The 18,398-nt window shown below is 67.7% G+C and carries 20 protein-coding genes; 10 read left to right on the forward strand and 10 right to left on the reverse strand.

Going from position 1 to position 18,398, the window contains the following annotated elements; genetic code table 11:
• Window positions 1-22: 22 nt before the first annotated feature.
• Both ACQUSQ_RS14510 and ACQUSQ_RS14515 read left to right on the forward strand, forming a co-directional pair.
• Window positions 23-1,867 (forward strand): UvrD-helicase domain-containing protein, encoded by a 1,845-nt coding sequence (locus ACQUSQ_RS14510; protein WP_435070209.1) that lies wholly within the window; start codon window positions 23-25, stop codon window positions 1,865-1,867.
• Complete coding sequence (locus ACQUSQ_RS14515) at window positions 1,864-2,451, forward strand: M24 family metallopeptidase (protein WP_435070210.1); 588 nt, start codon at window positions 1,864-1,866, stop codon at window positions 2,449-2,451. The genes ACQUSQ_RS14510 and ACQUSQ_RS14515 overlap by 4 nt, the downstream gene beginning before the upstream one ends.
• Here the strand turns inward: ACQUSQ_RS14515 and ACQUSQ_RS14520 are convergent, their stop codons facing one another.
• Window positions 2,452-2,697: a DUF7533 family protein gene (locus ACQUSQ_RS14520; RefSeq protein ID WP_435070212.1), complete on the reverse strand. Its 246-nt coding sequence runs from the start codon at window positions 2,695-2,697 to the stop codon at window positions 2,452-2,454.
• A 91-nt stretch (window positions 2,698-2,788) separates the two neighbouring features.
• On the opposite strand from ACQUSQ_RS14520, the gene ACQUSQ_RS14525 reads away from it, so the two are divergent.
• Window positions 2,789-3,364: a riboflavin synthase gene (locus tag ACQUSQ_RS14525; protein ID WP_435070214.1), complete on the forward strand. Its 576-nt coding sequence runs from the start codon at window positions 2,789-2,791 to the stop codon at window positions 3,362-3,364.
• Between the two features lies 1 nt (window position 3,365).
• On the opposite strand, the gene ACQUSQ_RS14530 is transcribed toward ACQUSQ_RS14525, so the two are convergent.
• Entirely contained in the window at window positions 3,366-4,373 is a 1,008-nt protein-coding gene (locus ACQUSQ_RS14530; RefSeq protein WP_435070216.1) for a PrsW family intramembrane metalloprotease, read from the reverse strand.
• A 125-nt stretch (window positions 4,374-4,498) separates the two neighbouring features.
• Here ACQUSQ_RS14530 and ACQUSQ_RS14535 point away from each other — a divergent pair, with 125 nt between their 5' ends.
• On the forward strand, window positions 4,499-5,608 hold the full coding sequence (locus ACQUSQ_RS14535) for a geranylgeranyl reductase family protein (RefSeq protein WP_435070218.1): 1,110 nt from the start codon (window positions 4,499-4,501) through the stop codon (window positions 5,606-5,608).
• Here the strand turns inward: ACQUSQ_RS14535 and ACQUSQ_RS14540 are convergent.
• Window positions 5,602-6,669, reverse strand: a complete 1,068-nt coding sequence (locus tag ACQUSQ_RS14540) for an aminomethyltransferase family protein (RefSeq protein ID WP_435070219.1) — start codon at window positions 6,667-6,669, stop codon at window positions 5,602-5,604. The two genes, ACQUSQ_RS14535 and ACQUSQ_RS14540, sit on opposite strands and share 7 nt — an antisense overlap.
• Window positions 6,670-6,720: 51 nt before the next feature.
• Window positions 6,721-7,017 carry a DUF6432 family protein gene (locus ACQUSQ_RS14545; protein WP_435070222.1) on the reverse strand — a complete coding sequence of 99 codons (297 nt, stop codon included), beginning with the start codon at window positions 7,015-7,017 and terminating at the stop codon, window positions 6,721-6,723.
• Between the two features lie 102 nt (window positions 7,018-7,119).
• Here ACQUSQ_RS14545 and ACQUSQ_RS14550 point away from each other — a divergent pair, with 102 nt between their 5' ends.
• A complete protein-coding gene (locus ACQUSQ_RS14550; RefSeq protein WP_435070224.1) occupies window positions 7,120-8,019 on the forward strand; it encodes a DUF7093 family protein in 900 nt (299 codons plus the stop codon).
• 54 nt (window positions 8,020-8,073) lie between these two features.
• A complete protein-coding gene (locus ACQUSQ_RS14555; RefSeq protein ID WP_435070226.1) occupies window positions 8,074-8,466 on the forward strand; it encodes a DUF5611 family protein in 393 nt (130 codons plus the stop codon).
• On the opposite strand, the gene ACQUSQ_RS14560 is transcribed toward ACQUSQ_RS14555, so the two are convergent.
• Window positions 8,463-9,200 (reverse strand): SDR family NAD(P)-dependent oxidoreductase, encoded by a 738-nt coding sequence (locus ACQUSQ_RS14560; protein WP_435070228.1) that lies wholly within the window; start codon window positions 9,198-9,200, stop codon window positions 8,463-8,465. The two genes, ACQUSQ_RS14555 and ACQUSQ_RS14560, sit on opposite strands and share 4 nt — an antisense overlap.
• 120 nt (window positions 9,201-9,320) lie before the next feature.
• Here ACQUSQ_RS14560 and ACQUSQ_RS14565 point away from each other — a divergent pair, with 120 nt between their 5' ends.
• A complete protein-coding gene (locus ACQUSQ_RS14565) occupies window positions 9,321-10,247 on the forward strand; it encodes an ROK family protein (protein WP_435070230.1) in 927 nt (308 codons plus the stop codon).
• Here ACQUSQ_RS14565 and ACQUSQ_RS14570 read toward each other — a convergent pair whose 3' ends face one another.
• The 3 genes from ACQUSQ_RS14570 to ACQUSQ_RS14580 all read right to left on the reverse strand — a co-directional run bounded on the left by ACQUSQ_RS14570 (window position 10,248) and on the right by ACQUSQ_RS14580 (window position 15,127).
• Entirely contained in the window at window positions 10,248-11,636 is a 1,389-nt protein-coding gene (locus tag ACQUSQ_RS14570) for a DUF402 domain-containing protein (protein WP_435070232.1), read from the reverse strand.
• Window positions 11,637-11,745: 109 nt separating this feature from the next.
• On the reverse strand, window positions 11,746-14,721 hold the full coding sequence (uvrA, locus tag ACQUSQ_RS14575; protein WP_435070234.1) for an excinuclease ABC subunit UvrA: 2,976 nt from the start codon (window positions 14,719-14,721) through the stop codon (window positions 11,746-11,748).
• Between the two features lie 52 nt (window positions 14,722-14,773).
• Window positions 14,774-15,127 carry a cell division protein SepF gene (locus ACQUSQ_RS14580; RefSeq protein ID WP_435070235.1) on the reverse strand — a complete coding sequence of 118 codons (354 nt, stop codon included), beginning with the start codon at window positions 15,125-15,127 and terminating at the stop codon, window positions 14,774-14,776.
• Between the two features lie 94 nt (window positions 15,128-15,221).
• On the opposite strand from ACQUSQ_RS14580, the gene ACQUSQ_RS14585 reads away from it, so the two are divergent.
• On the forward strand, window positions 15,222-15,875 hold the full coding sequence (locus tag ACQUSQ_RS14585) for a DUF1028 domain-containing protein (RefSeq protein ID WP_435070237.1): 654 nt from the start codon (window positions 15,222-15,224) through the stop codon (window positions 15,873-15,875).
• On the opposite strand, the gene ACQUSQ_RS14590 is transcribed toward ACQUSQ_RS14585, so the two are convergent.
• Window positions 15,857-16,336, reverse strand: a complete 480-nt coding sequence (locus ACQUSQ_RS14590) for an RNA-binding protein (protein ID WP_435070239.1) — start codon at window positions 16,334-16,336, stop codon at window positions 15,857-15,859. The genes ACQUSQ_RS14585 and ACQUSQ_RS14590 overlap by 19 nt on opposite strands.
• A 105-nt stretch (window positions 16,337-16,441) precedes the next feature.
• Here ACQUSQ_RS14590 and ACQUSQ_RS14595 point away from each other — a divergent pair, with 105 nt between their 5' ends.
• Together ACQUSQ_RS14595 and ACQUSQ_RS14600 are read left to right on the forward strand one after the other, a co-directional pair.
• Window positions 16,442-16,750, forward strand: a complete 309-nt coding sequence (locus tag ACQUSQ_RS14595) for a DUF7562 family protein (protein WP_435070240.1) — start codon at window positions 16,442-16,444, stop codon at window positions 16,748-16,750.
• A 54-nt stretch (window positions 16,751-16,804) separates the two neighbouring features.
• Window positions 16,805-18,133 carry a ribonuclease catalytic domain-containing protein gene (locus ACQUSQ_RS14600; RefSeq protein ID WP_435070242.1) on the forward strand — a complete coding sequence of 443 codons (1,329 nt, stop codon included), beginning with the start codon at window positions 16,805-16,807 and terminating at the stop codon, window positions 18,131-18,133.
• Between the two features lie 193 nt (window positions 18,134-18,326).
• Here the strand turns inward: ACQUSQ_RS14600 and ACQUSQ_RS14605 are convergent.
• The coding region (locus tag ACQUSQ_RS14605; protein WP_435069178.1) for a PGF-CTERM sorting domain-containing protein at window positions 18,327-18,398 on the reverse strand (72 nt) is incomplete at its 5' end.

Raw genomic sequence — 18,398 nt, forward strand, 5'->3', positions numbered from 1 at the left:
TCTCGGGGCGTGTATTGCCACGATGAGCGACGACGCCACGGTCACCCGTCTCTTCGGTGGCCCCGGGAGCGGGAAGACCACTGCCCTCCTCGACCGCGTAGACGAGTTACTGGAAGACGACGACGTGAGCATCCGCGACGTGTTGGTCGTCTCCTACACTCGTGCCGCGGCCGCCGAGGTTCGCGAACGCCTCGCCGAGCGACTCGACACGACGCCCCGCGCGCTACAGGGCAACGTCTGTACGATGCACGCCAAGGCGTACGAACTGCTCGACCTCTCGCGGGGCGATGTCGTCGGCGAGAGCGACAAGGAGGAGTTCTGCGAGGAGTACGGCGTCGAATTCGAAGACGAACACGGCGGCGCGGGCCGACGCACGGCCCGGTCGACGACGCTCGGTAACAAGATTATCGCGACCAGTCAGTGGCTCCAGCGCACCCAGCGTGACGTCGCCGACTGGTATGACGTCCCCTTCCAGTGGGACGAAGAAGTGGTTCGGCTCCCGCCGGATATCGACCCGAACGCCCAAGAGGGGAACAAGTACACCCCGACGTGGCCGACGGACGACGACCGAATCGACGTTCCCGAGGTCATTCGCGCGTGGCGCTCGTACAAGGGCGAACACGGGCTGGTCGGCTTCGCGGACATGCTCGAACGCGTCGCCCAGCGGTCGCTGGTTCCCCACGTCGACTACCTCGTCATCGACGAGTTTCAGGACATCACTACCCTGCAGTACGACGTGTACGAGGAGTGGAAAGAGCACATGGAGGGCGTCCTCATCGCCGGCGACGACGACCAAGTCGTGTACGCGTGGCAGGGCGCCGACCCCAACATCCTCCTCGACGCGACGGTCCACGAGGACAAGGTGTTGCCCAACTCCTATCGCCTGCCCTCGCGCATCCTCAACGTCGTCAACCGCGAGATTCAGCACATCGACAAACGGCAGGAGAAGGACCTGAACCCGCGGAAAGAGGGCGGCGTCGTCGAGGGGATTCAGAGTCCCTCGATGTTCGAAGTGGTGCGGAACGTCCAGCACACGGTCGACACCACCGACGAGACGCTGATGATTCTCTTCCGGGCGCGCTATCAGATGTTCCAGTTCATCGACGAGTTCCTCCCGAAGGGCATCCCGTTCTCGGTGATGACCGACCAGCGGATGTGGACCGACCGCCTCACCCAGTACGTCCGCGCCATCGAGAAACTCGAAGCCGGCGACCAGATAACCGGGCTGGAGGCGCGCCGCCTCGCCGACATGCTACAGGACTCGGCGTTCGGCACGAACGAGCGGGACGACTTCTACGACACCCTCGACGAACTGGAGGAGAACGCGGACACCGACGACGTCGCCGACATCTCGGTCGACCCGTCCGTGGTCCACGACCACATCCCCTTCATGCCCGATACGGCGTCTGCGGGCGACATGCTCCGGAAAGTGACGAGTTTCCAGCGCAACGCAATCGAGGCCTACTTCGAGAACGACTACCGGGGAATGGACCCGAACCGCGTCCGCGTTGGCACCATCCACTCCGCGAAGGGTCGCGAGGCCGACCACGTGTTCGTCTGTACCGACCTCACGGAGAAGGTGGTCGAGCAGATGGCCGCGAGCGTCGACGACCCGACCGATGTCAGCGGGGTGGAGGAGTTCACCGCCCACACCAGCCCGGTGCCCATCCTCACCGACAACGAGCGCCGCGTGTTCTACGTCGGCATGAGCCGAGCGCGCGAACGGCTGGTCCTGCTCGAAAACCTCATCAGCGGGGCGCCGACGCTCCCGATTAGCGTCGTCCTGCACAACGAACTCCGCGACGAGGACGTCGAGGAGATGCTGGAGGAGGCCCAGTCGTCGCCGGCGCCCGAGCCGGAGCCGTGACGACGCGGGCGATGGCCGCCGCCGAGGCCGGTATCGACGCCGTCGCGACCCGTCTCGCGGCTGACGGCGTCGACGGACTCGACGCGACGACGCTCGAACGCGTCGCCGACGACGCCATCGAGGCGTCGGGAGCCGACCCCGACCATGCGACGACAGTGTCGCCAGCGACGCCCGAAGTCGGTGAGCCACTCGTCGTCGCCGTCGCCCCCCGTGCCGACGGCGAGCGGGCGCCGCTGGCGCGGACGTTCGTCGTCGACGGCACGGGCGGGTGGGAGCGCCGCGCGGCCGTCGCCGTCGAGATGGCTCACGACGCCGTCGGCCGAATCGCGGAACCCGGCGTTCCGGTGGACCGCCTCGTGAGCGAAGCCATCGCCGAACTGGGCGCGTACGGACTGGCCCCGGGCGACGGCGCGGTGGTTCGGTGTCTGGACGGAGACCTGTCGGTCGGCGACGAGTTCGTCCTCGACCCGGCGGCACACGACCCCGAAACCCCGGGCCGCCACGTCAGAATCAGCGCACGCTACGTCGTCACCGAGGGCGGCTGTCGACGGCTGGAGTCGGTGCCCACGTCGCTATCGCCGTAATCAGGACTCGTCGTCGTCCGGCTCTTTGACCGCGCGGCCGATTACGCGCTCGGCGACGGCGCCGGGCAGGTCGGTCGGCGTCGTGAGCCGTCGGGGGAGAACGACCATCAGGACTGCGACGACGAGGAGGCCGGCACCGAGTGCCCGCTGGCCGGCGAGCGCCGTCTCGATGCTGAACAGCGCGAGCGGGATGGCGAACACGAGCGACGCCGCGAGCCCAATCGTCTCGAAGATGCCGAGTCGCATCGGTGGCCGTAGACGACGAGAGAGGAAAGGCCCGTCGCTCGGCGGCGGGTCGGACCGCAACCCCTTACTCTCCCGTCGGCGAACGAGACGTATGTTCACGGGTATCGTCGAGACGACGAGCGAGGTGCTCGCAGTCGACGACGGCGACGAGGGGCGACGGCTCCGCCTCGGTCACGACTTCGAGACGGTCGAACACGGACAGTCCATCAGCGTCAGCGGCGTCTGTCTCACGGTCGAGGCGTTCGGCGACGACTGGTTCGAGGTGTTTCTCGCGAGCGAGACGGTGGCGAAGACGTATCTCGGCGAGGTGTCGGTGGGCGATGCCGTCAATCTCGAACGCGCCATGCCGGCCGACGGGCGCTTCGACGGCCACATCGTGCAGGGCCACGTCGACGGCGTCGCGACCGTCGAGTCGGTCGAGCGCGTCGGCGACGAGTGGACGGTCACCGTCTCGCTCCCCGACGACGTAGCGCGCTACGTCGTCTCGAAAGGCTCCATCGCGCTCGACGGCATCAGCCTCACCGTCGCCGACCGCTCGGACGGCGAGATTTCGGTCGCCATCATCCCGACCACGTACGACCTGACGACGCTGTCGGAGAAGTCGCCGGGCGACCCGCTGCACGTCGAGGTGGACGTGGTGGCGAAGTACGTGGAACGGCTGGTGTGAATCAGGACTCGAACTCGTCGGTTTCGACGTCGAACGCGGATTCCTCTGCCGTCTCGCTCTCATGGACCGAGCGGTAGGTGTGACTGTATCGCCGAATCTTCCGGAAGAGGATGGCCCCGAAGAAGCCGTCGTAGATGAGGACGTAGACGAGGAAAGAGGGAAGTTGCGGAAGGCCGGTCGCGAGGCCGATGAGGCCCGTCCCGATGCCGACGGTGGCGTTGTAGGTGGCGTGGATGAACGCGGCAATCAAGAGGCCCTTGATGATGATTGGGCCGCGGCTGTTCGGGTTGAACTTCGCGAGGCCGAGATAGTAACCGGCGAACGCGGAGTAGATGACGTGACCGGGGCCGGCGAGCGCGCGAACGGCGGTGATGCCGCCGCCGGCGCCGATGAGGCCGAGCGCCCCCGCCGTCGGTGCGTCGAGGCCCTGCGTGATGTAGAGGGCGTTCTCGATGGTGGCGAAGCCGAGGCCGGCGACGGCGCCGTACACCGCGCCGTCGACGACGGCCTCGAAACTGTCGGTGCCGTAGGCGTACAGCCGGACGGCGAGGAGTTTCACCGTCTCCTCGACGGGGCCGACGATGAGGAAGAAAAAGAGGACAGTGCCGAGAAACCCGAGGCCGGAGAACAGCGGCTTGGTGTAGGAGTTGAGCACCGCGGCGAAGTTCGCGGTCAGGACGCCGAGGAGGAAGGTGGCGACGAGAAGCGAGAGGGGTTCGGCGTGAGTGACGTCGCTCTGGCGGACGTAAATCGTGAGCGCGAGCGCCGGGAGCGCAGAGAGCAGGGTCAGCGCGCCGATTTGCGGGTCGGTAATCGCACTCAACCCGCCGATAGCGACGAGAATGAGGAGGGCGAGCCCGATGACGAAGAGCCGCGTCGACGCCACCAGCACGCGGTAGATGCCCGCGGCCACGGTGTCGAGGACGCCGCGGCGTTCCCACGTGGCGACGTCGTAGAGGTCGACACCCTCGTCGGCGCGTTCCTCGACCGGGTCCCGTCTACGCGACATGAGGAGAACACCCACCCGCGAGCGGTTAAGTTCTTGGCCGGCGATGCCGCCCGGGGTTAGGCCATCCCAACAGCGCCCCACCCCGGACCGCCGAGTATTTGTCTCGGCGCGGCCCAACGGGAGGTATGTACGACTTCGTCGTGGTCGGGGTCGGTCCGGCGGGCGCCCGCCTCGCGCGCCGCGCCGCCGACGCCGGGTACGACGTCCTCGCGCTGGAGAAAGGCACCGTCGGCACGCCGCTCGCCTGCTCTGGCCACGTCAGCACCGACGTCTGGGACTACGTCCCCGACGACGCGAAAGCCGACCTCCTCCAGAACCGGGTGTACGGCGCGAACTTCCGACTCGGCGGGCCGGACTCCCGGGCCTACCCCTTCTACAAGTCACAGGAGGTGTCGAACGTCATCGACCGCGTGGCGCTCGACCGGACGCTCGCGGACGCGGCGCGAGCGGCGGGCGCCGACGTTCGCGAGGGCCACACCGTCACCGAAATCGAGGAACACGCCGACGGCGTGACGGTGACGGCGCGAACCGAGGGCGAGACGGTCGAGTTCGAATCGCGACTGGTCGCTGGCTGTGACGGCCCCGTCTCGCGGGTGCGGCGGTCCGTCTCTCTCCCCGACCCGGGCGAACAACTGCACGGCGTCCTCGCGTTCGACGAGGCCCCCGACCACGGCGACTTCGTCGACGTCCACCTGACGGTGCCGCGGTTTTTCGCGTGGCGCATCCCCCGCGGCGACGCGGGCGTCGAGTACGGCCTCGCGGCGCCGCCGGGCACCGACGTCACCGAGCGATTCGAGCGGTTGACCGAAGCCTACGGCGCCGAGACGACCCACCGCTGTTCGGGCGCCATCCCCATCGGCCCGCCCGAAAGCGTCACCAGCGACCGAGTCTTTCTCGTCGGCGACGCCGCCGGCCAGACCAAACCCTTCACCGGCGGCGGGATTCTCTACGGGATGACCGCCGCCGACCACGCCATCGACGCCATCGACCCACACGACCCGTCGACGCTCGCGGCGTACGAACGCGCGTGGCGGTCGGACCTCTCGCGAGAGATTCGACTGGGCCACCTGATTCGGAAGGCGTACTCCTTGCCCGAGCCGATACAGCGACTTGGACTGTGGGCGCTCGACGGCGAAATCGGCGTTCACATGGACCGGCCGTCCTCTTTCTTCTCACTTGACCACCTGCGAGCGCTGGTGGGCGGCGGCGCCGACGCCGACGAGCGCCGTCAGTAGCGCGGGCGGCGCGCCGAGTCGCCGCTCCCTTCGACGAAGGGGAGCGCGGCAATCGTGGCATCGCCGTCGACCCGAAGCGCTGGGTCGTCGTCGAGCGTCGCGCTGTCGACGTACGCGAGCGCGATGGGCCGGTCGAGCGAGGGGCTGTGGGCGGCGCGTGTCACTTCGCCGACGGCGTCGTCGTCGGCAAGCACGTCCGCGCCCGATTCGGGAACCGTGTCGAGTTCGAGGCCGACGAGGCGCTTGCTGGGACGGCCCTGATTCTCGACGCGGGAGACGACTTCCTGCCCGACGTAACACCCCTTGTCGAAATCGAGGGCGTTGCGGACGCCCGCGACGTTCGGAATCCGGCCGTCGAGTTCCGTCTCGAACAGCGGCGTCCCGGCTTCGAGCGTCAGGGTGTTCCACGCCCGGTAGCCGAGGGGCGTCGTCGGAGTGCCACGAGTGAGAAGCGAGTCCCACACGTCGTCGGCGTCGGCGGCGTGACAGATGACCTCGTAGCCCGTCTCGCCGGTCGGGTCGTCCGTCGCGGCGACGGTGACGCCGGCGTCGGCCATGGAGCCGCGGACGAACTGGAGCGGCGTCTCGGGCACCGACGCGGACGCGAGAAGCGTCGCCACCGTCTCCGTCGCCGATGGGCCGTGGACGCCGAAGACGGAGAAGTCGTCGGTGGCGTCGCGGACGGTCACGTCCTGAATGAACACGTTCTCGGCCCAGTCGTCGGCGAGGGAGGCGGCGCGGTCCGGCGGCGTGAAACAGAGGAGACGCTCGCCCGCGTTGTAGACGTACAGGTCCGTCTCGATGCCACCCTGTGGGTCGAGAAGGAGGGCGTAACAGCCCGCGCCGTCGGACGGGGGGACCGCGTTGGAGACGGTGTTGTCGACGAAGTCGACAGCGTCAGACCCCTCGACGACGACGACGCCGTAGCCCATCTCGATGACGCCGACGCCGTTGCGGACCGCGAGGTGGGTCCGGTCGGGGCGGCCGTAGTGGGCGACGACCGTCCGGTCGCCCCGCGTCTCGAACTCGGCACCGTAGTCGGCGTGACGACCCTGTTGCATCGGCGAGAGATAGACGGGCCGGCCGAAAAAGTGGCGCGGTTGGCGGAGCGGTCAGAACCCGAATCGGTCTCGAAGCGCGTCGAGGAGGGATGTGTCGTCGGGCGCCTCGGCGGGGTCGGGGACCACGCGGTCGTCGGGGAGGACGACGGTTTTCTCGTCCTCCGTTTCGACGGAGATGAGCGAGTCGTCTTTGAGTTCGGCGAGCGCGTCTTCGAGGTCGTCGATATCGCCGTCGACGGCCGCGCGGAGTTCGAACACCGTCATGCCGTCGCTCCCCCGGTCGACAAGTGCGTCGAGAACGGCGACTTCCACGTCCTCGCGGTCGCGGAACTCCCGTTTGGCCTTCATGGATGGGGGTAACGGCCGCGGGCGGTTTACCAGTACCGCCCGCCGGGGTCAGACGTACGTCTGACGGACGCTTTTGGTGGAGGCTCCCGCTACCTCTACGCAATGGGACTCAGGTGCCTGCTGGGACACGAATACGCGAACCGAGAGGTGGAGCGCGAACGGGAGGAACGCGGCAACGAGGTAGTCGTGACGTACCGGACCGTCGAGACGTGTGACCGGTGTGGGGAGCGCCGCGTCGTCAGCGAGAACAAGGAAGTGCGCCCGGTCCGAAACCCGTCGGACGAGACGGTGACGACGGGACTTGGCGGCGACGGGAGTGTGACGCCGGACCTCGGGGAGGAGGATACGGCGTCGACGCCGACCACGGAGTCGACAGGAGAGAGCACGGAGGCCGAGCCGTCGGCGACGACGGAGCCCGCGGACGCCCCGACAACGGACGACACGCCCGCCGACGAGACGCCCTCGGAAGACGTCGACACGGGCATCATCCTCGACGATGACGACGAGGAGGAGGACGCGGGCGAACGGGGCCGCGGCGAGTGGCCCGACGCCGACACGGAAGGGGCCGACGAGCAAGGCGAGGCGCCCGAGTCAGAGCCCGAACCGGAGCCCGAACCGGACGTCGACGACGGCGCCACCGTCGTCACCGGCGAGGGGTGGCCGGACCCCGAAGGCGAGGACGAGGGGTTCGACGCCGAAGCGAGCGACGGCGCCTCGATGGACGTCGAGTTCGGGGGCGGGCTGACACCCGAGGAGAAATCGACGAGCGACGAGGCGGACGCGAGCGGGACGGCCATGACCGCCGAGACGGCAAACGGCACCGGAAGCAAGCAGTTCGTCACCGCGGAGGGCGTCGAGCGCGTCGACGACGACGACGGCGGCGAGACGGAGTTTTTCTGCCCGAACTGTGGCTACTCTCGCGTCGCCGGCGGGTCGTCGATGCGCGCGGGCGACATCTGCCCCGACTGCCACAAGGGGTACATCGGCGAGCGCGAGCGCTGACCCGGCCCCACCGAGGACGAAACTGGTAAACCATCGCCTTCCGAATCAGGGTCCATGAAGGAGTACAAGATGCGTCGCGGGGAAACCTTGGAGGAGAACGCGCCGGACCTCAAGGCGACCATCGAGGGCTACTTCGGCCCGGTGACGGGCACGGAGGAGTTCAAGGGGAACGACCTCTACGTCGTCGGCGACCCGGACAACCCGGTCTTCGAGCGTATCGTCGCGGGTGCGTCGGAGTACAGCGGCAAGAAGGACAAACTCGCCGTCCACTTCGAGGAGCGACCGGCCGCGGAGGTCATCAAGGAGGGCCACGCCGACGCCGCCGAGGACGCGGTCAACGCGAAAAACGACTTCCTGCTCGAAGTGACGGGTCGCGACGCCAAATCCCGCCGTGACTCGATGAAACGCTCCGTCGAGGACGACCCGGACGACGTGCCCAACGCCTAGAGCGCCTCCGGAATCCACCCGCCGTCGACCTCTACGTTCTCGCCGCTCACGTAGCCGCTGTCGGAGTCGAGGAAGAAAAAGAGCACCTGCCGCAGGTCTTCGAGGGAGGCCCACCGGCCCCGCGGCGCCTCGGCGGGGAACTCGTCTGACGTCTCGACGACGTACGGCGAGATGCAGTTGACGGTGATGCCATTGTCGCGCGTGTCGTTCGCGAGCATCCGCGTGAACATGATGACGCCCGTCTTCGCGACGAGATACGGGAAGTTCTTCGGGTAGACGAGCGCCTTCTCCGCGCCCGCGTAGCCGACGTTGACGATGCGGCCGAACCCGGCCGCGCGCATCGCCGGCAACGCCCGCTTCGAGCAGAGATACGTGCCCGTCAGGTTCGTATCCATCACACGGTTCCACGTCTCGAAGGAGATATCCTCCCAGTGTCTGGGGGCGAAGTCGCCGACGTTGTTGACGAGGAGGTCGACACTTCCCAGCGTCGACTCGACGGCGTCGAACATCTCGTCCACGTCGTCGGGGTCGGTCACGTCGGCTTGGACGGCCATCGCTTCCCCGCTCTCCTCGCGCGCGACGGCGGCCGTCGCCCGTGCCTCCTCGTCGCTGGAGTAGTAGTGGACCGCGACGGACGCGCCGGCTTCGGCCATCGAAAGCGCGAACTCGCGCCCGACGCCTTTCGAACTGCCAGTCACCAGCGCCACGTAGTCAGAGAGGTCGGTCGTGAGCATATCGGGGTATGGACGGGCGAGCGCAAAGAGTGGTCGGTAGCGATTTGGGCGGGGCGGCCGAACCCCCGGGCCATGGACGGAGCCGGCACACCGCGCTGTGTCGCGCGGGAGGTGGCGTAGATGACGGCCTATCTCGGCGTCGACATCGGGGCGACGGACATCCGCGCGGTGGTCGGGAATCGGGCCGGCGAGGTGGCCGGGCGCGCCCAGCGTGCCACGCCGGATGCGACGGGGGTCGCCATCACCGAGGCCGTCCTCGATGCGGTGCGAGCGGCGTGTACGGACGCGGGGGTCGCACCGGACGCCGTCGTCGCCGCCGGCGTAGGCAGCATGGGGCCGCTGGACGCCGACGAGGGCGCGGTGGTCGACCCGCCGAACGTGCCGGGCGTCAAGCGCATCCCCCTCGTCGACCCGCTTCGCACCCTCCTGTCGACCGGGCGCGTCACCCTCCACAACGACGCCGTCGCCGGCGCCATCGGCGAGCGACTGTTCGGCGACGGGGGCGACGACTTAGTCTATCTCACGCTCTCGACCGGAATCGGCGCGGGCGCCATCGTCGACGGCCACGTCTGCGAGGGGTGGAAGGGCAACGCCGCCGAGATGGGACACGTGACCGTCGACCCCGGCGGGCGGGCCTGTGGCTGTGGGTGTGCGGGTCACTGGGAAGCCTACTGCGCGGGGTCGGCCATCCCCGACTACGCCCGCGACCTGTACGACGGCGAAGACACGTCGCTGGCGCTCGCCAATGCCGACGCAGAAGCGGTGTTCGAGGCGGCGGCGGCCGGCGACGACTTCGCGACGCGCGTAATCGAGCGCGTGGGGCGGTGGAACGCCCTCGGCGTGGCGACGCTTGTCCACGCCTTCGCCCCGCGGACGATAGCCGTCGGGGGCGGCGTCGCGCGCAACAACCCGGCGCAGGTACTCGACCCCATCCGCGAGCGTCTGCCCGACCACGTCGCGACGGGGGTGCCGGAGATTCGTGCCGTCGACGCCGACGGCGACGCAGTCGTCAGAGGGGCGCTCGCGAGTGCAATCACCGATGAGTAGTCACAGCGCGTCTTCGAGACTCGACGCGACGGCGCGTGCCCGCTCCGCGAGCGCCTCGGAGACGTGCCCGGCGTCGACGGCGGCGTCGAGTTCGTCGTCGTCGACGCGGCGGACCGTCCCGTCCCGCTCTTTCACCACGTCGACGTGAAGGTCGACGTAGCGGACAGCGTCGGGGAAACACTCGACGGGCGTACAGACGTTGACGTAGGTGCCCTTTCGATTTCCCTCGTCATCGCGGTAGACAGTGGGGTACCACCACCGGCCCTCGCGGACGGTGGTTATCGCGACGTCGCCCCGTTCGCGGCGGGCGTCGAGGGCGTCGTAGGAGCCGCCGGGCGTCATCTCCCGCCGGAGCGTGAGCGAGCCCTCGGGGTCGCGCTCGGTCACTTCGGCGCGCCCGAGGATAATCAGTCGGCCGTCGGGCTTGCCGTGTGCGAGGCGGACGTGGTCGCCGGCCACGGGACCGAAGGTGTCGGTGACGGCCTCGAACGGGAAGTCATCGCCGTCGCCCGAATCGAGTGCCTCGACGAAGTCGACGGCTCGGCTCGCGTCCGACGAGGCGGCCTTGATGCGATGGTGGCCGGTCATCGTCGTCGTCACTGCGCGGCGGTCGGCGTCGAGTTCGAACCGGCCTTCGCGCCCGAACCAGAGCCACGTGGTCGCGAGGGGAGTGGCGAGCGAGCGCGGGGCGTCGACGGCGTCGTCCAGCGAGACGGCGTCGGCCCGGTCGACGGCGCGTTCGAGCGCCGTCTGCAACGCGCCCATGTCGGCGTCGGTGGCGGCATCTTCCCACCGCAGTCCCCAGCCGTCCGGTGGCTCGATGCCGAGGAGGTCGGTCATGCCCGCGAGTTCGCGCCCCGCTTCGTCGTCGTAGGTGTCGACGGTGACGCCCGACTCGCCGCGGACGAGCGTCGCCGGGCCGGCCCGGACCCGGATATCGCCGTCGAGGACGGGCCGGCGGTCTATCCACGGGGGCGCTGGCTCGGTCACTTGGACGCGGAGGGTATCGCCCACCTCGACGTGGGCGTCGACACTGCCGAAGGGGAGAAAGCCCTCTGAGTCGCCCAAATCGCAGACTGCGCCGCTCCCGAGCGTCTCGGTGACGCGGGCGTCGAAGACGGCGTCGCGGGGGGCGGGCGACGACCAGACGAAGGTGTCACGGGAGACGTCGAGGTGGTCGACGAGTCGGGAAACAGCGTCGGGGTCGCCGGTCACGCCCACGCCCTGCCGGTCGGACGTCGTGTCGACGGCGACGTCGTGGGGGTCGTGCCCGAAGTCGGCGTCGAAGCGCTCGCGAATCGGGTCCGAGGCGGCGACCACGTCGTGGCCCGCGTCGAGCACCCGCTGGGTGAGGGCCGTGGTGTAGATGCCGCGGAGGCGAACGTTCATGCGACTCGGCCGCGCCGACCGGACGAGACCGGCGGCGAGAGTGGTTCGTCGTCCATCACATGCCCGTTTGTCCGCGGGGGTTTTGACTGCGACGGAGACGGAGCGACGGTCAGTCGTCGCTCGACGCCTTCGCAGGCTTGCGGCGGTCCGACCGGGGGCCAGCGAGGTCGACCGCCGGAAGCAGGTCGCGCAGGTAACGGCCGGTGTGAGAGTCGTCGGTCCGGGCGACCGACTCGGGGGTGCCCGTCGCCACCACTTCGCCGCCGCCCTCGCCACCCTCGGGGCCGAGGTCGATGACGTGGTCGGCGTTTTTCACCAAGTCGAGTTCGTGTTCGATGACGACGACGGTGTTGCCGGCGTCGGCGAGGCGGTGCAGGACCTCTATCAGCTTTCGCTCGTCCTCGGAGTGGAGTCCGGTCGTCGGCTCGTCGAGCAGGTAGAGCGTCTCGCCGGAGTCTTTCTTCCCGAGTTCCTCCGCGAGTTTGACGCGCTGGGCTTCGCCGCCCGAGAGCGTCGTCGACGGCTGGCCGAGTTGCATGTAGCCGAGGCCGACGTCCTGCAGGAGTTCGAGTCGTCGGCGGATGCCGGAGTTGGCCGAGAAAAAGTCCGCCGCCTCGTCGACTTCCATGTTCAACACGTCGGCGATGGTCGCGCCCTTGTAGGTCACGTCGAGGGTTTCGTCGTTGTAGCGGGCGCCCTGACACTCCTCGCAGGGCACGTGGACGTCCGAGAGGAAGTTCATCTCGATTTTGACCGTCCCCTGCCCGCCACACTCCTCACAGCGGCCGCCCTTGACGTTGAACGAGAACCGGCCCTTGTCGTAGCCGCGCTGGTTCGCGAGTTTCGTCTCCGCGAAGAGTTCGCGAATGTAGTCGAAAACGCCGGTGTAGGTGGCGGGATTCGACCGGGGCGTCCGCCCGATGGGTGACTGGTCTATCAGACGGACCGTCTCTATCTCCTCGTGGCCCTCGATGGCGTCGTGGTCGCCGGGGTCGACCGACGTGTTGTCGTTCATCTCCCGCGCCAGTCCCTTGTAGAGGACGTCGTGCATGAGCGTCGACTTGCCGGAGCCGGAGACGCCGGTGATGGCGACGAACTCGCCGAAGGGAATCGAGACGTCCACGTCGTCGAGGTTGTGCTGGCGAGCGCCGCGAATCGTCAGCGCACCGTCGTCCGGGTCACGGCGCTCCTCGGGCACCGGAATCTCGCGCCGGCCGGCGAGGTAGTCGGCGGTGACCGAGTCCTCGGCTTCGACCACCTCGTCGAAATCGCCCTGTGCGACGACTTCGCCGCCGCGCTTGCCCGGACCGGGACCCATGTCGATGATGTTGTCCGCGCGGCGCATCGTCTCCTCGTCGTGTTCGACGACGAGGAGGGTGTTGCCGAGGTCACGAAGCCCTTCGAGCGTGTCGAGGAGGCGGTCGTTGTCGCGCTGATGCAGGCCGATAGAGGGTTCGTCGAGGACGTAGAGGACGCCGACCAGTCCCGACCCGACTTGGGTCGCGAGGCGGATGCGCTGGGACTCACCGCCGGAAAGCGTCGCCGCCTCCCGGTCGAGGGTGAGATACTCCAGTCCGACCTCTTGCATGAAGCCGAGACGGGCGCGAATCTCTTTCAGAATCTCCTCGGCGATGGTTCGCTCGCGGTCGGTGAGCGTCGCCTCCATCGCCTCGAAGTGGTCGAGAGCGTCGGCGATGCTCAACTGGTTGACCGCCGTGATTGGCGTGCCGTCGACGAGGACCGCCCGCGAGGCGGGCTTGAGGCGCGTCCCGTCGCAGGCGGGGCAGGTAGTGACGGCCATGAACTCCTCGATGTGCTCGCGGGTGTTCTCCGAATCCGTCTCCACGTGCCGGCGTTCGAGGTTGCCGACCACGCCCTCGAAGGGCTGTTCTTTCCGTCGAACGCCGTTCTTGGTCGTCCACTTGAAAAGCACCTCCTCGTCGGTGCCAAAGAGGAAGGCGTCCTGCACTTCGTCGTCCAACTCCTCGAACGGCGTGTCGACCGAGACGTCGAAGTGCCGCGCCAGCGAGTCGAGTTGCCGGCGATAGTAGGAGCGGTCGTAACTCCACGGCTCGAAGACGTTTTTCAGCGGCTTGCTCTCGTCTTGGACGACGAGTTCGGGGTCGACCTCCTTCGCGTTGCCGATGCCCTCACACTCGGGGCAGGCGCCGTGCGGGCTGTTGAAGGAGAAACTCCGCGTCTCGAGTTCGGGGATGTCGATGCCGCAGTGCGTGCAGGCGAGGTCTTCCGAGAACTCGACGACGAAGCGGTCGGTCGTCTCCGTTTCGTCGGCGTCGTCGGGGACGGCCAAATCGCCCGTCGAGCGAGCGGTCGAGCCGCCGAGTTCGACGCCCTCGGGCGGATCGGGGAGGACGACTTTCAACACGCCGCCGGCCTCGGTGAGCGCCGTCTCCACGGAGTCGGTGATGCGGGACCGAGCGTCTGTGGTGATTTTCACCCGGTCGACCACCACGTCGACAGTGTGGTCGTAGTTTTCGTCCAGTTCGGGGCGGTCGACGGTGAGGTCGTAGGGTTCGCCGTCAACTTCGACGCGGCTGTACCCCTCGCTCACCAAGTCGTCGAAGCGGTCCTCGAAGGCGCCTTTCTGGTCGCGGACGACCGGCGCACAGAGCTTCGCTCGCGTCCCCTCGGGGAGTTCGAGGAGGCGAGTGACCATCTGACTCGCGCTCTGCTCGCCCACCTCGCGCCCGCACTCGGGACAGTGGGGCGTGCCGACGCGGGCGTACAGCAGGCGGAGATAGTCGTGGAGTTCGGTGACGGTCCCGACCGTCGACCGAGGGTTGTTGGCGGCGTTTTTCTGGTCGATGGAGATGGCGGGCGAGAGGCCCTCGACGCTCTCGACTTTCGGCTTGTCCATCTGCCCGAGGAAATTGCGGGCGTAGGCCGAGAGGGATTCGATGTAGCGGCGCTGGCCTTCGGCATACACCGTGTCGAAGGCGAGCGACGACTTGCCGGAGCCAGAGAGTCCGGTAACGACGCTAAACGCTTCGCGGGGGATGCGGACGTCGAGGTCCTTGAGGTTGTGTTCCTCGGCCCCGCGAACCTCGATGTAGTCCTTGCTCATCTACCGCGAGTTGGGGGCCGGACCGCCGAAACCCTGTCGGTTCCGGGGGTCGTCAGGAGAGCTTTTCGCGGTCGATGGTCACGCCCGTCGGCGCGATGATAATCTCGTCTTCGCCTTTCACCACGACGTCGCCGTCGACTTCGCGCGCCACCTGCCGCAGGTCTTCGAGGATGCGGTCGACCACGCTGTCGCTCGGACTCATGCGCGTGATGTCCGCGATGACGACGTCGCCGTCGTAGATGGCGTCTTTAATCGGAATTGCGTCGCGCTGTTCACTAATCTCTGCGAGTCGGACCTGAATCCCCGCTTCGCCGCGGGCCGTGTCGAAGTCGTCGAGATTCAGTTCGACGTAGTCCTCGGTGCTGTGGGTGCCCCCACCGCCGAGGATTTTGCTCATGATGCCCATAGTACGTACAGGAACCACCGGCTCATTAGTTCTTGCGTCAGACACGGGCCACCGTGGCGGGAGGCTTTTCACCGCCGCCACCCCTCGCAGGACCGTGACCTACAGCATCTGCGTCCGGGAGCGAGCCGACGACGGCTGGCGATTCGGCGCCGCCACCGCGGCCCGCGTGCCCGCCGTCGGCGGCGTCACCCCCCACGTCGACGACCACGGCGCCGTCGCCGTCGCGGGCGTCGCCGACGCCGCACTCGGTCAAGAGTGTCTCGGCGCTCTCGCCGAGGGCCGGCGGCTGGACTCGGTGCTCGACTCGCTCGCGACGGAGGACGGGTCGGCTCGCCGGCAGATTCACGGCGTCGGTGTCGACGCGGCGGCGACACATACGGGGCCGGACTGTCAAGCGCACGCGGCGGCCCGCGTTGGCGACGACTACACCGTCGGCGGGACGGCGATGGCCGACGACGAGGTTCTCGACGCGCTCGAACGGGGGTACACGACGAACGAACGCGACACGCCGCTCGTGCGACGCCTCCTCACGGCGCTCGCGGCGGGCGAGCGGGCGGGTGGCGACGGCCGTGACCTGCCGGTCGGGAGCGCGGCCGTCGTCGTCCGTGGCGAGCACGACCCGCTGTATCACGACCTGCGCGTCGACGCGAGCGAGCGACCGATTGCCGACCTGCGCGAGACGTATCGACAGGCCAAGCAGGGCTACGAAGCCGCGCTAGAGACGTACGGTCAGACCGAGAACTCGTAGAGGTCGTCGCCGACGTGGTGGACGGATTCGACGACCTTGCCCGAGTCGCCGACCATGTCGGCACCGGGTTCGAGCGCGCGGCCGACCGCGAGCGCCTTGCCGTGAGTCTCCTCGACGATGATGACGAGGTCGTCGGGGTCGATGACGTCGTCGGCCTCGACGATGCCGGGGCGCATCACGTCGGCCCCGTCGCTGACGAACTGCACGGCGCCGGCGTCGACGGTGACGACGCGGCGCTCCGGCGGGAAGGCGTTCGCACCGCGAACGGTGAGGAAGGGGTCGCCGTCGACGAAAAAGACGTGTGGCTCGCCGTCGACGAGTACGAGGTCGAAGTCGGTGCCGACGAGGTCGACGCGCTCGTAGGAGTCGCCGTCGACGTCGACGCCGAGTTTCGACTCGAGGCTCGTCTCCAGGTCCCGTATCTCGTCGCTCCGCAGGTGATGGCGGGATTTGACCTCCATGCGAGAGCCGAGGACCCCGCTCGGGATAATACTGATTATCGCCCGCGTCCGCCGGGCGTCGGACGCGTAACAAACGCTAAGTGGTCGTGGTGCCTGACATCGGCTATGTGGCGCTCCGGGTCGGACAGTGGTGGCGACAGAAAAACGGTCGTCTGTATCGCGTGCGGGGCGTCGCTGCTCCGGTCCGAAGCCCGCGAGTACGACAAGGAAGGCGACCGCTGGAGCCGACACGGCAAGGAGTTCGAACACCTCTGTAAGGAGTGCTATCGGAATCTCTGTCACCAGCCACGCGACGAACTCGAATCACTGCTCGTCGACATTGGGGACGAAGCCCTCTCACAGCAGGCGTTTCTCGAACGCTACTACGGCGCCGTCGAGGAGCGCTACGGCTCCGCCGAAGAGCCCGAATCCTGATTCGCAGATACCGCGCCCGACACGTCTAACTACCCTTCACGTTTAGTCCGGGGCATGACGAACGATTCTGACGCCCAAGCGGAAGCGGGGACCGCCGAAGGGCAAGGTCCAGTCGAGATTTCGCCCGCCGAGGCGCGCCAGTTGCAGGAGAAACGCGAGGAACTGTTCGAGGAGTTCGAAATCCGCGACGAGTTCCCGCGCGAAGTGCTTCGCGAAGCCGAGGCACGCACCGAGGGCGTCCAACAGGAAATCGAGGACGAACTCGACCACCGCGAGGACCTCCGGGACCTGACCGCGTGGACGACCGACCCCATCGACGCACAGGACTTCGACGACGCCATCAGCGTCCGCGCCGAAGACGACGCCTACCGGCTCTGGGTCCACATCGCCGACGTGACCCACTACGTCCACCCCGACTCCGCGATGTGGGAGGAGGCCGTCAAGCGAGGGAACACGGTGTATCTCCCTTCCTACACCATCCACATGCTGCCGCCGACGCTCGCGGAGACGGTGTGTTCGCTCGTCCCCAACGAGGACCGCCTCGCGCACACGGTGGAGATGGAACTCGACGCCGAGACGCTCTCGTTCGAGAACATCGACATCTACAAATCCGTCATCCGGAGCGACGAGCGGCTCACGTACAGCCAGTGTGAGACTCGCCTCGAAAATCCCGACACGCCGCTGCACGAGGAGAACACGCTCGCGTTCGAACTCGCCGACCGGATGCACGAACAGCGCAAGGAGGACGGCTCGCTCGTCCTGAACCCGAGCCGTGACCGCGCCCACACCATCATCGAGGAGTGCATGCTCAAGGCGAACAAGGCCGTGACACACGAACTGATGTGGAACCGGGGCGTCGAGGCGATGTACCGGGTCCACCCCCAGCCCACGCCGGACCAGTGGAACGACGCGCTCCGCGAGATTCAGGAACTCAACGGCGTCTCCATCCCCTCCGACAAGTGGGACGACCCACGGAAGGCGGTCAACGGCGCACTCGAAACCGCCCCCGACCGGATGCTGTCCAAGATTCAGCGAGCCGTGCTGAAGGTGATGCCCCGCGCGAAGTACATGAACGACCCGTTCGGCGGCCACCACGCGCTCAACTTCGACATCTACGGCCACTTCACCTCGCCAATCCGGCGGCTCTCCGACCTGATTAACCACTGGATTGTCCACGAGAACGATGTGCCCGAAGACCTCATCGAACTCTGTGACCGGGCCTCCGACCGGCAGAAAGACGGCGAGACGGTCGAGCGCCTCTACAAGGGGTTCATGGAGGAAATCAACCTCGACCCGTACGCGGTGAACAACCGCGGCGTCGTCACCGTCGACGAGGACGGCGCGGTGTTGAACGACGAGGGGCTCCCGCCTGAAGAAGCCTAACGGCGGTCCACGCCCGAACCGTCGCCAGCGACTCACCACTCTTTCTCACAGCGTTCGGCCCCCGAGCATCACGACGAGTCGCGTCGCTAACTCGCGTGGCAACATCGTCGTCAAGCTAGATAGAGCGGCGGCTCTGGGGCGGTAGCGTGTTGATAAAAGAATTCGCGGTGAGACCGCTTGCGGCGGTTAGTCGTTAGTTGTTGCGTCGGACTGCCAGCAGTGCAGCCGCGATGAGCGCGATGACAGCGACGATGGCACCGAAGCC

Origin of the sequence: Haloplanus sp. C73 (assembly GCF_051195115.1) — an archaeon.
Lineage (GTDB): Archaea > Halobacteriota > Halobacteria > Halobacteriales > Haloferacaceae > Haloplanus.

Bases quoted from the DNA above. Each gene is read 5' to 3' on its own strand.
- ACQUSQ_RS14535 (WP_435070218.1), top strand. From the start codon at position 4,499: ATGTACGACTTCGTCGTGGTCGGGGTCGGTCCGGCGGGCGCCCGCCTC.
- ACQUSQ_RS14580 (WP_435070235.1), bottom strand. From the start codon at position 15,127: ATGGGCATCATGAGCAAAATCCTCGGCGGTGGGGGCACCCACAGCACC.
- ACQUSQ_RS14530 (WP_435070216.1), bottom strand. From the start codon at position 4,373: ATGTCGCGTAGACGGGACCCGGTCGAGGAACGCGCCGACGAGGGTGTC.
- ACQUSQ_RS14570 (WP_435070232.1), bottom strand. From the start codon at position 11,636: ATGAACGTTCGCCTCCGCGGCATCTACACCACGGCCCTCACCCAGCGG.
- ACQUSQ_RS14550 (WP_435070224.1), top strand. From the start codon at position 7,120: ATGGGACTCAGGTGCCTGCTGGGACACGAATACGCGAACCGAGAGGTG.
- ACQUSQ_RS14560 (WP_435070228.1), bottom strand. From the start codon at position 9,200: ATGCTCACGACCGACCTCTCTGACTACGTGGCGCTGGTGACTGGCAGT.
- ACQUSQ_RS14590 (WP_435070239.1), bottom strand. From the start codon at position 16,336: ATGGAGGTCAAATCCCGCCATCACCTGCGGAGCGACGAGATACGGGAC.
- uvrA (WP_435070234.1), bottom strand. From the start codon at position 14,721: ATGAGCAAGGACTACATCGAGGTTCGCGGGGCCGAGGAACACAACCTC.
- ACQUSQ_RS14595 (WP_435070240.1), top strand. From the start codon at position 16,442: ATGTGGCGCTCCGGGTCGGACAGTGGTGGCGACAGAAAAACGGTCGTC.
- ACQUSQ_RS14540 (WP_435070219.1), bottom strand. From the start codon at position 6,669: ATGCAACAGGGTCGTCACGCCGACTACGGTGCCGAGTTCGAGACGCGG.
- ACQUSQ_RS14520 (WP_435070212.1), bottom strand. From the start codon at position 2,697: ATGCGACTCGGCATCTTCGAGACGATTGGGCTCGCGGCGTCGCTCGTG.
- ACQUSQ_RS14600 (WP_435070242.1), top strand. From the start codon at position 16,805: ATGACGAACGATTCTGACGCCCAAGCGGAAGCGGGGACCGCCGAAGGG.
- ACQUSQ_RS14555 (WP_435070226.1), top strand. From the start codon at position 8,074: ATGAAGGAGTACAAGATGCGTCGCGGGGAAACCTTGGAGGAGAACGCG.
- ACQUSQ_RS14565 (WP_435070230.1), top strand. From the start codon at position 9,321: ATGACGGCCTATCTCGGCGTCGACATCGGGGCGACGGACATCCGCGCG.
- ACQUSQ_RS14510 (WP_435070209.1), top strand. From the start codon at position 23: ATGAGCGACGACGCCACGGTCACCCGTCTCTTCGGTGGCCCCGGGAGC.
- ACQUSQ_RS14545 (WP_435070222.1), bottom strand. From the start codon at position 7,017: ATGAAGGCCAAACGGGAGTTCCGCGACCGCGAGGACGTGGAAGTCGCC.
- ACQUSQ_RS14525 (WP_435070214.1), top strand. From the start codon at position 2,789: ATGTTCACGGGTATCGTCGAGACGACGAGCGAGGTGCTCGCAGTCGAC.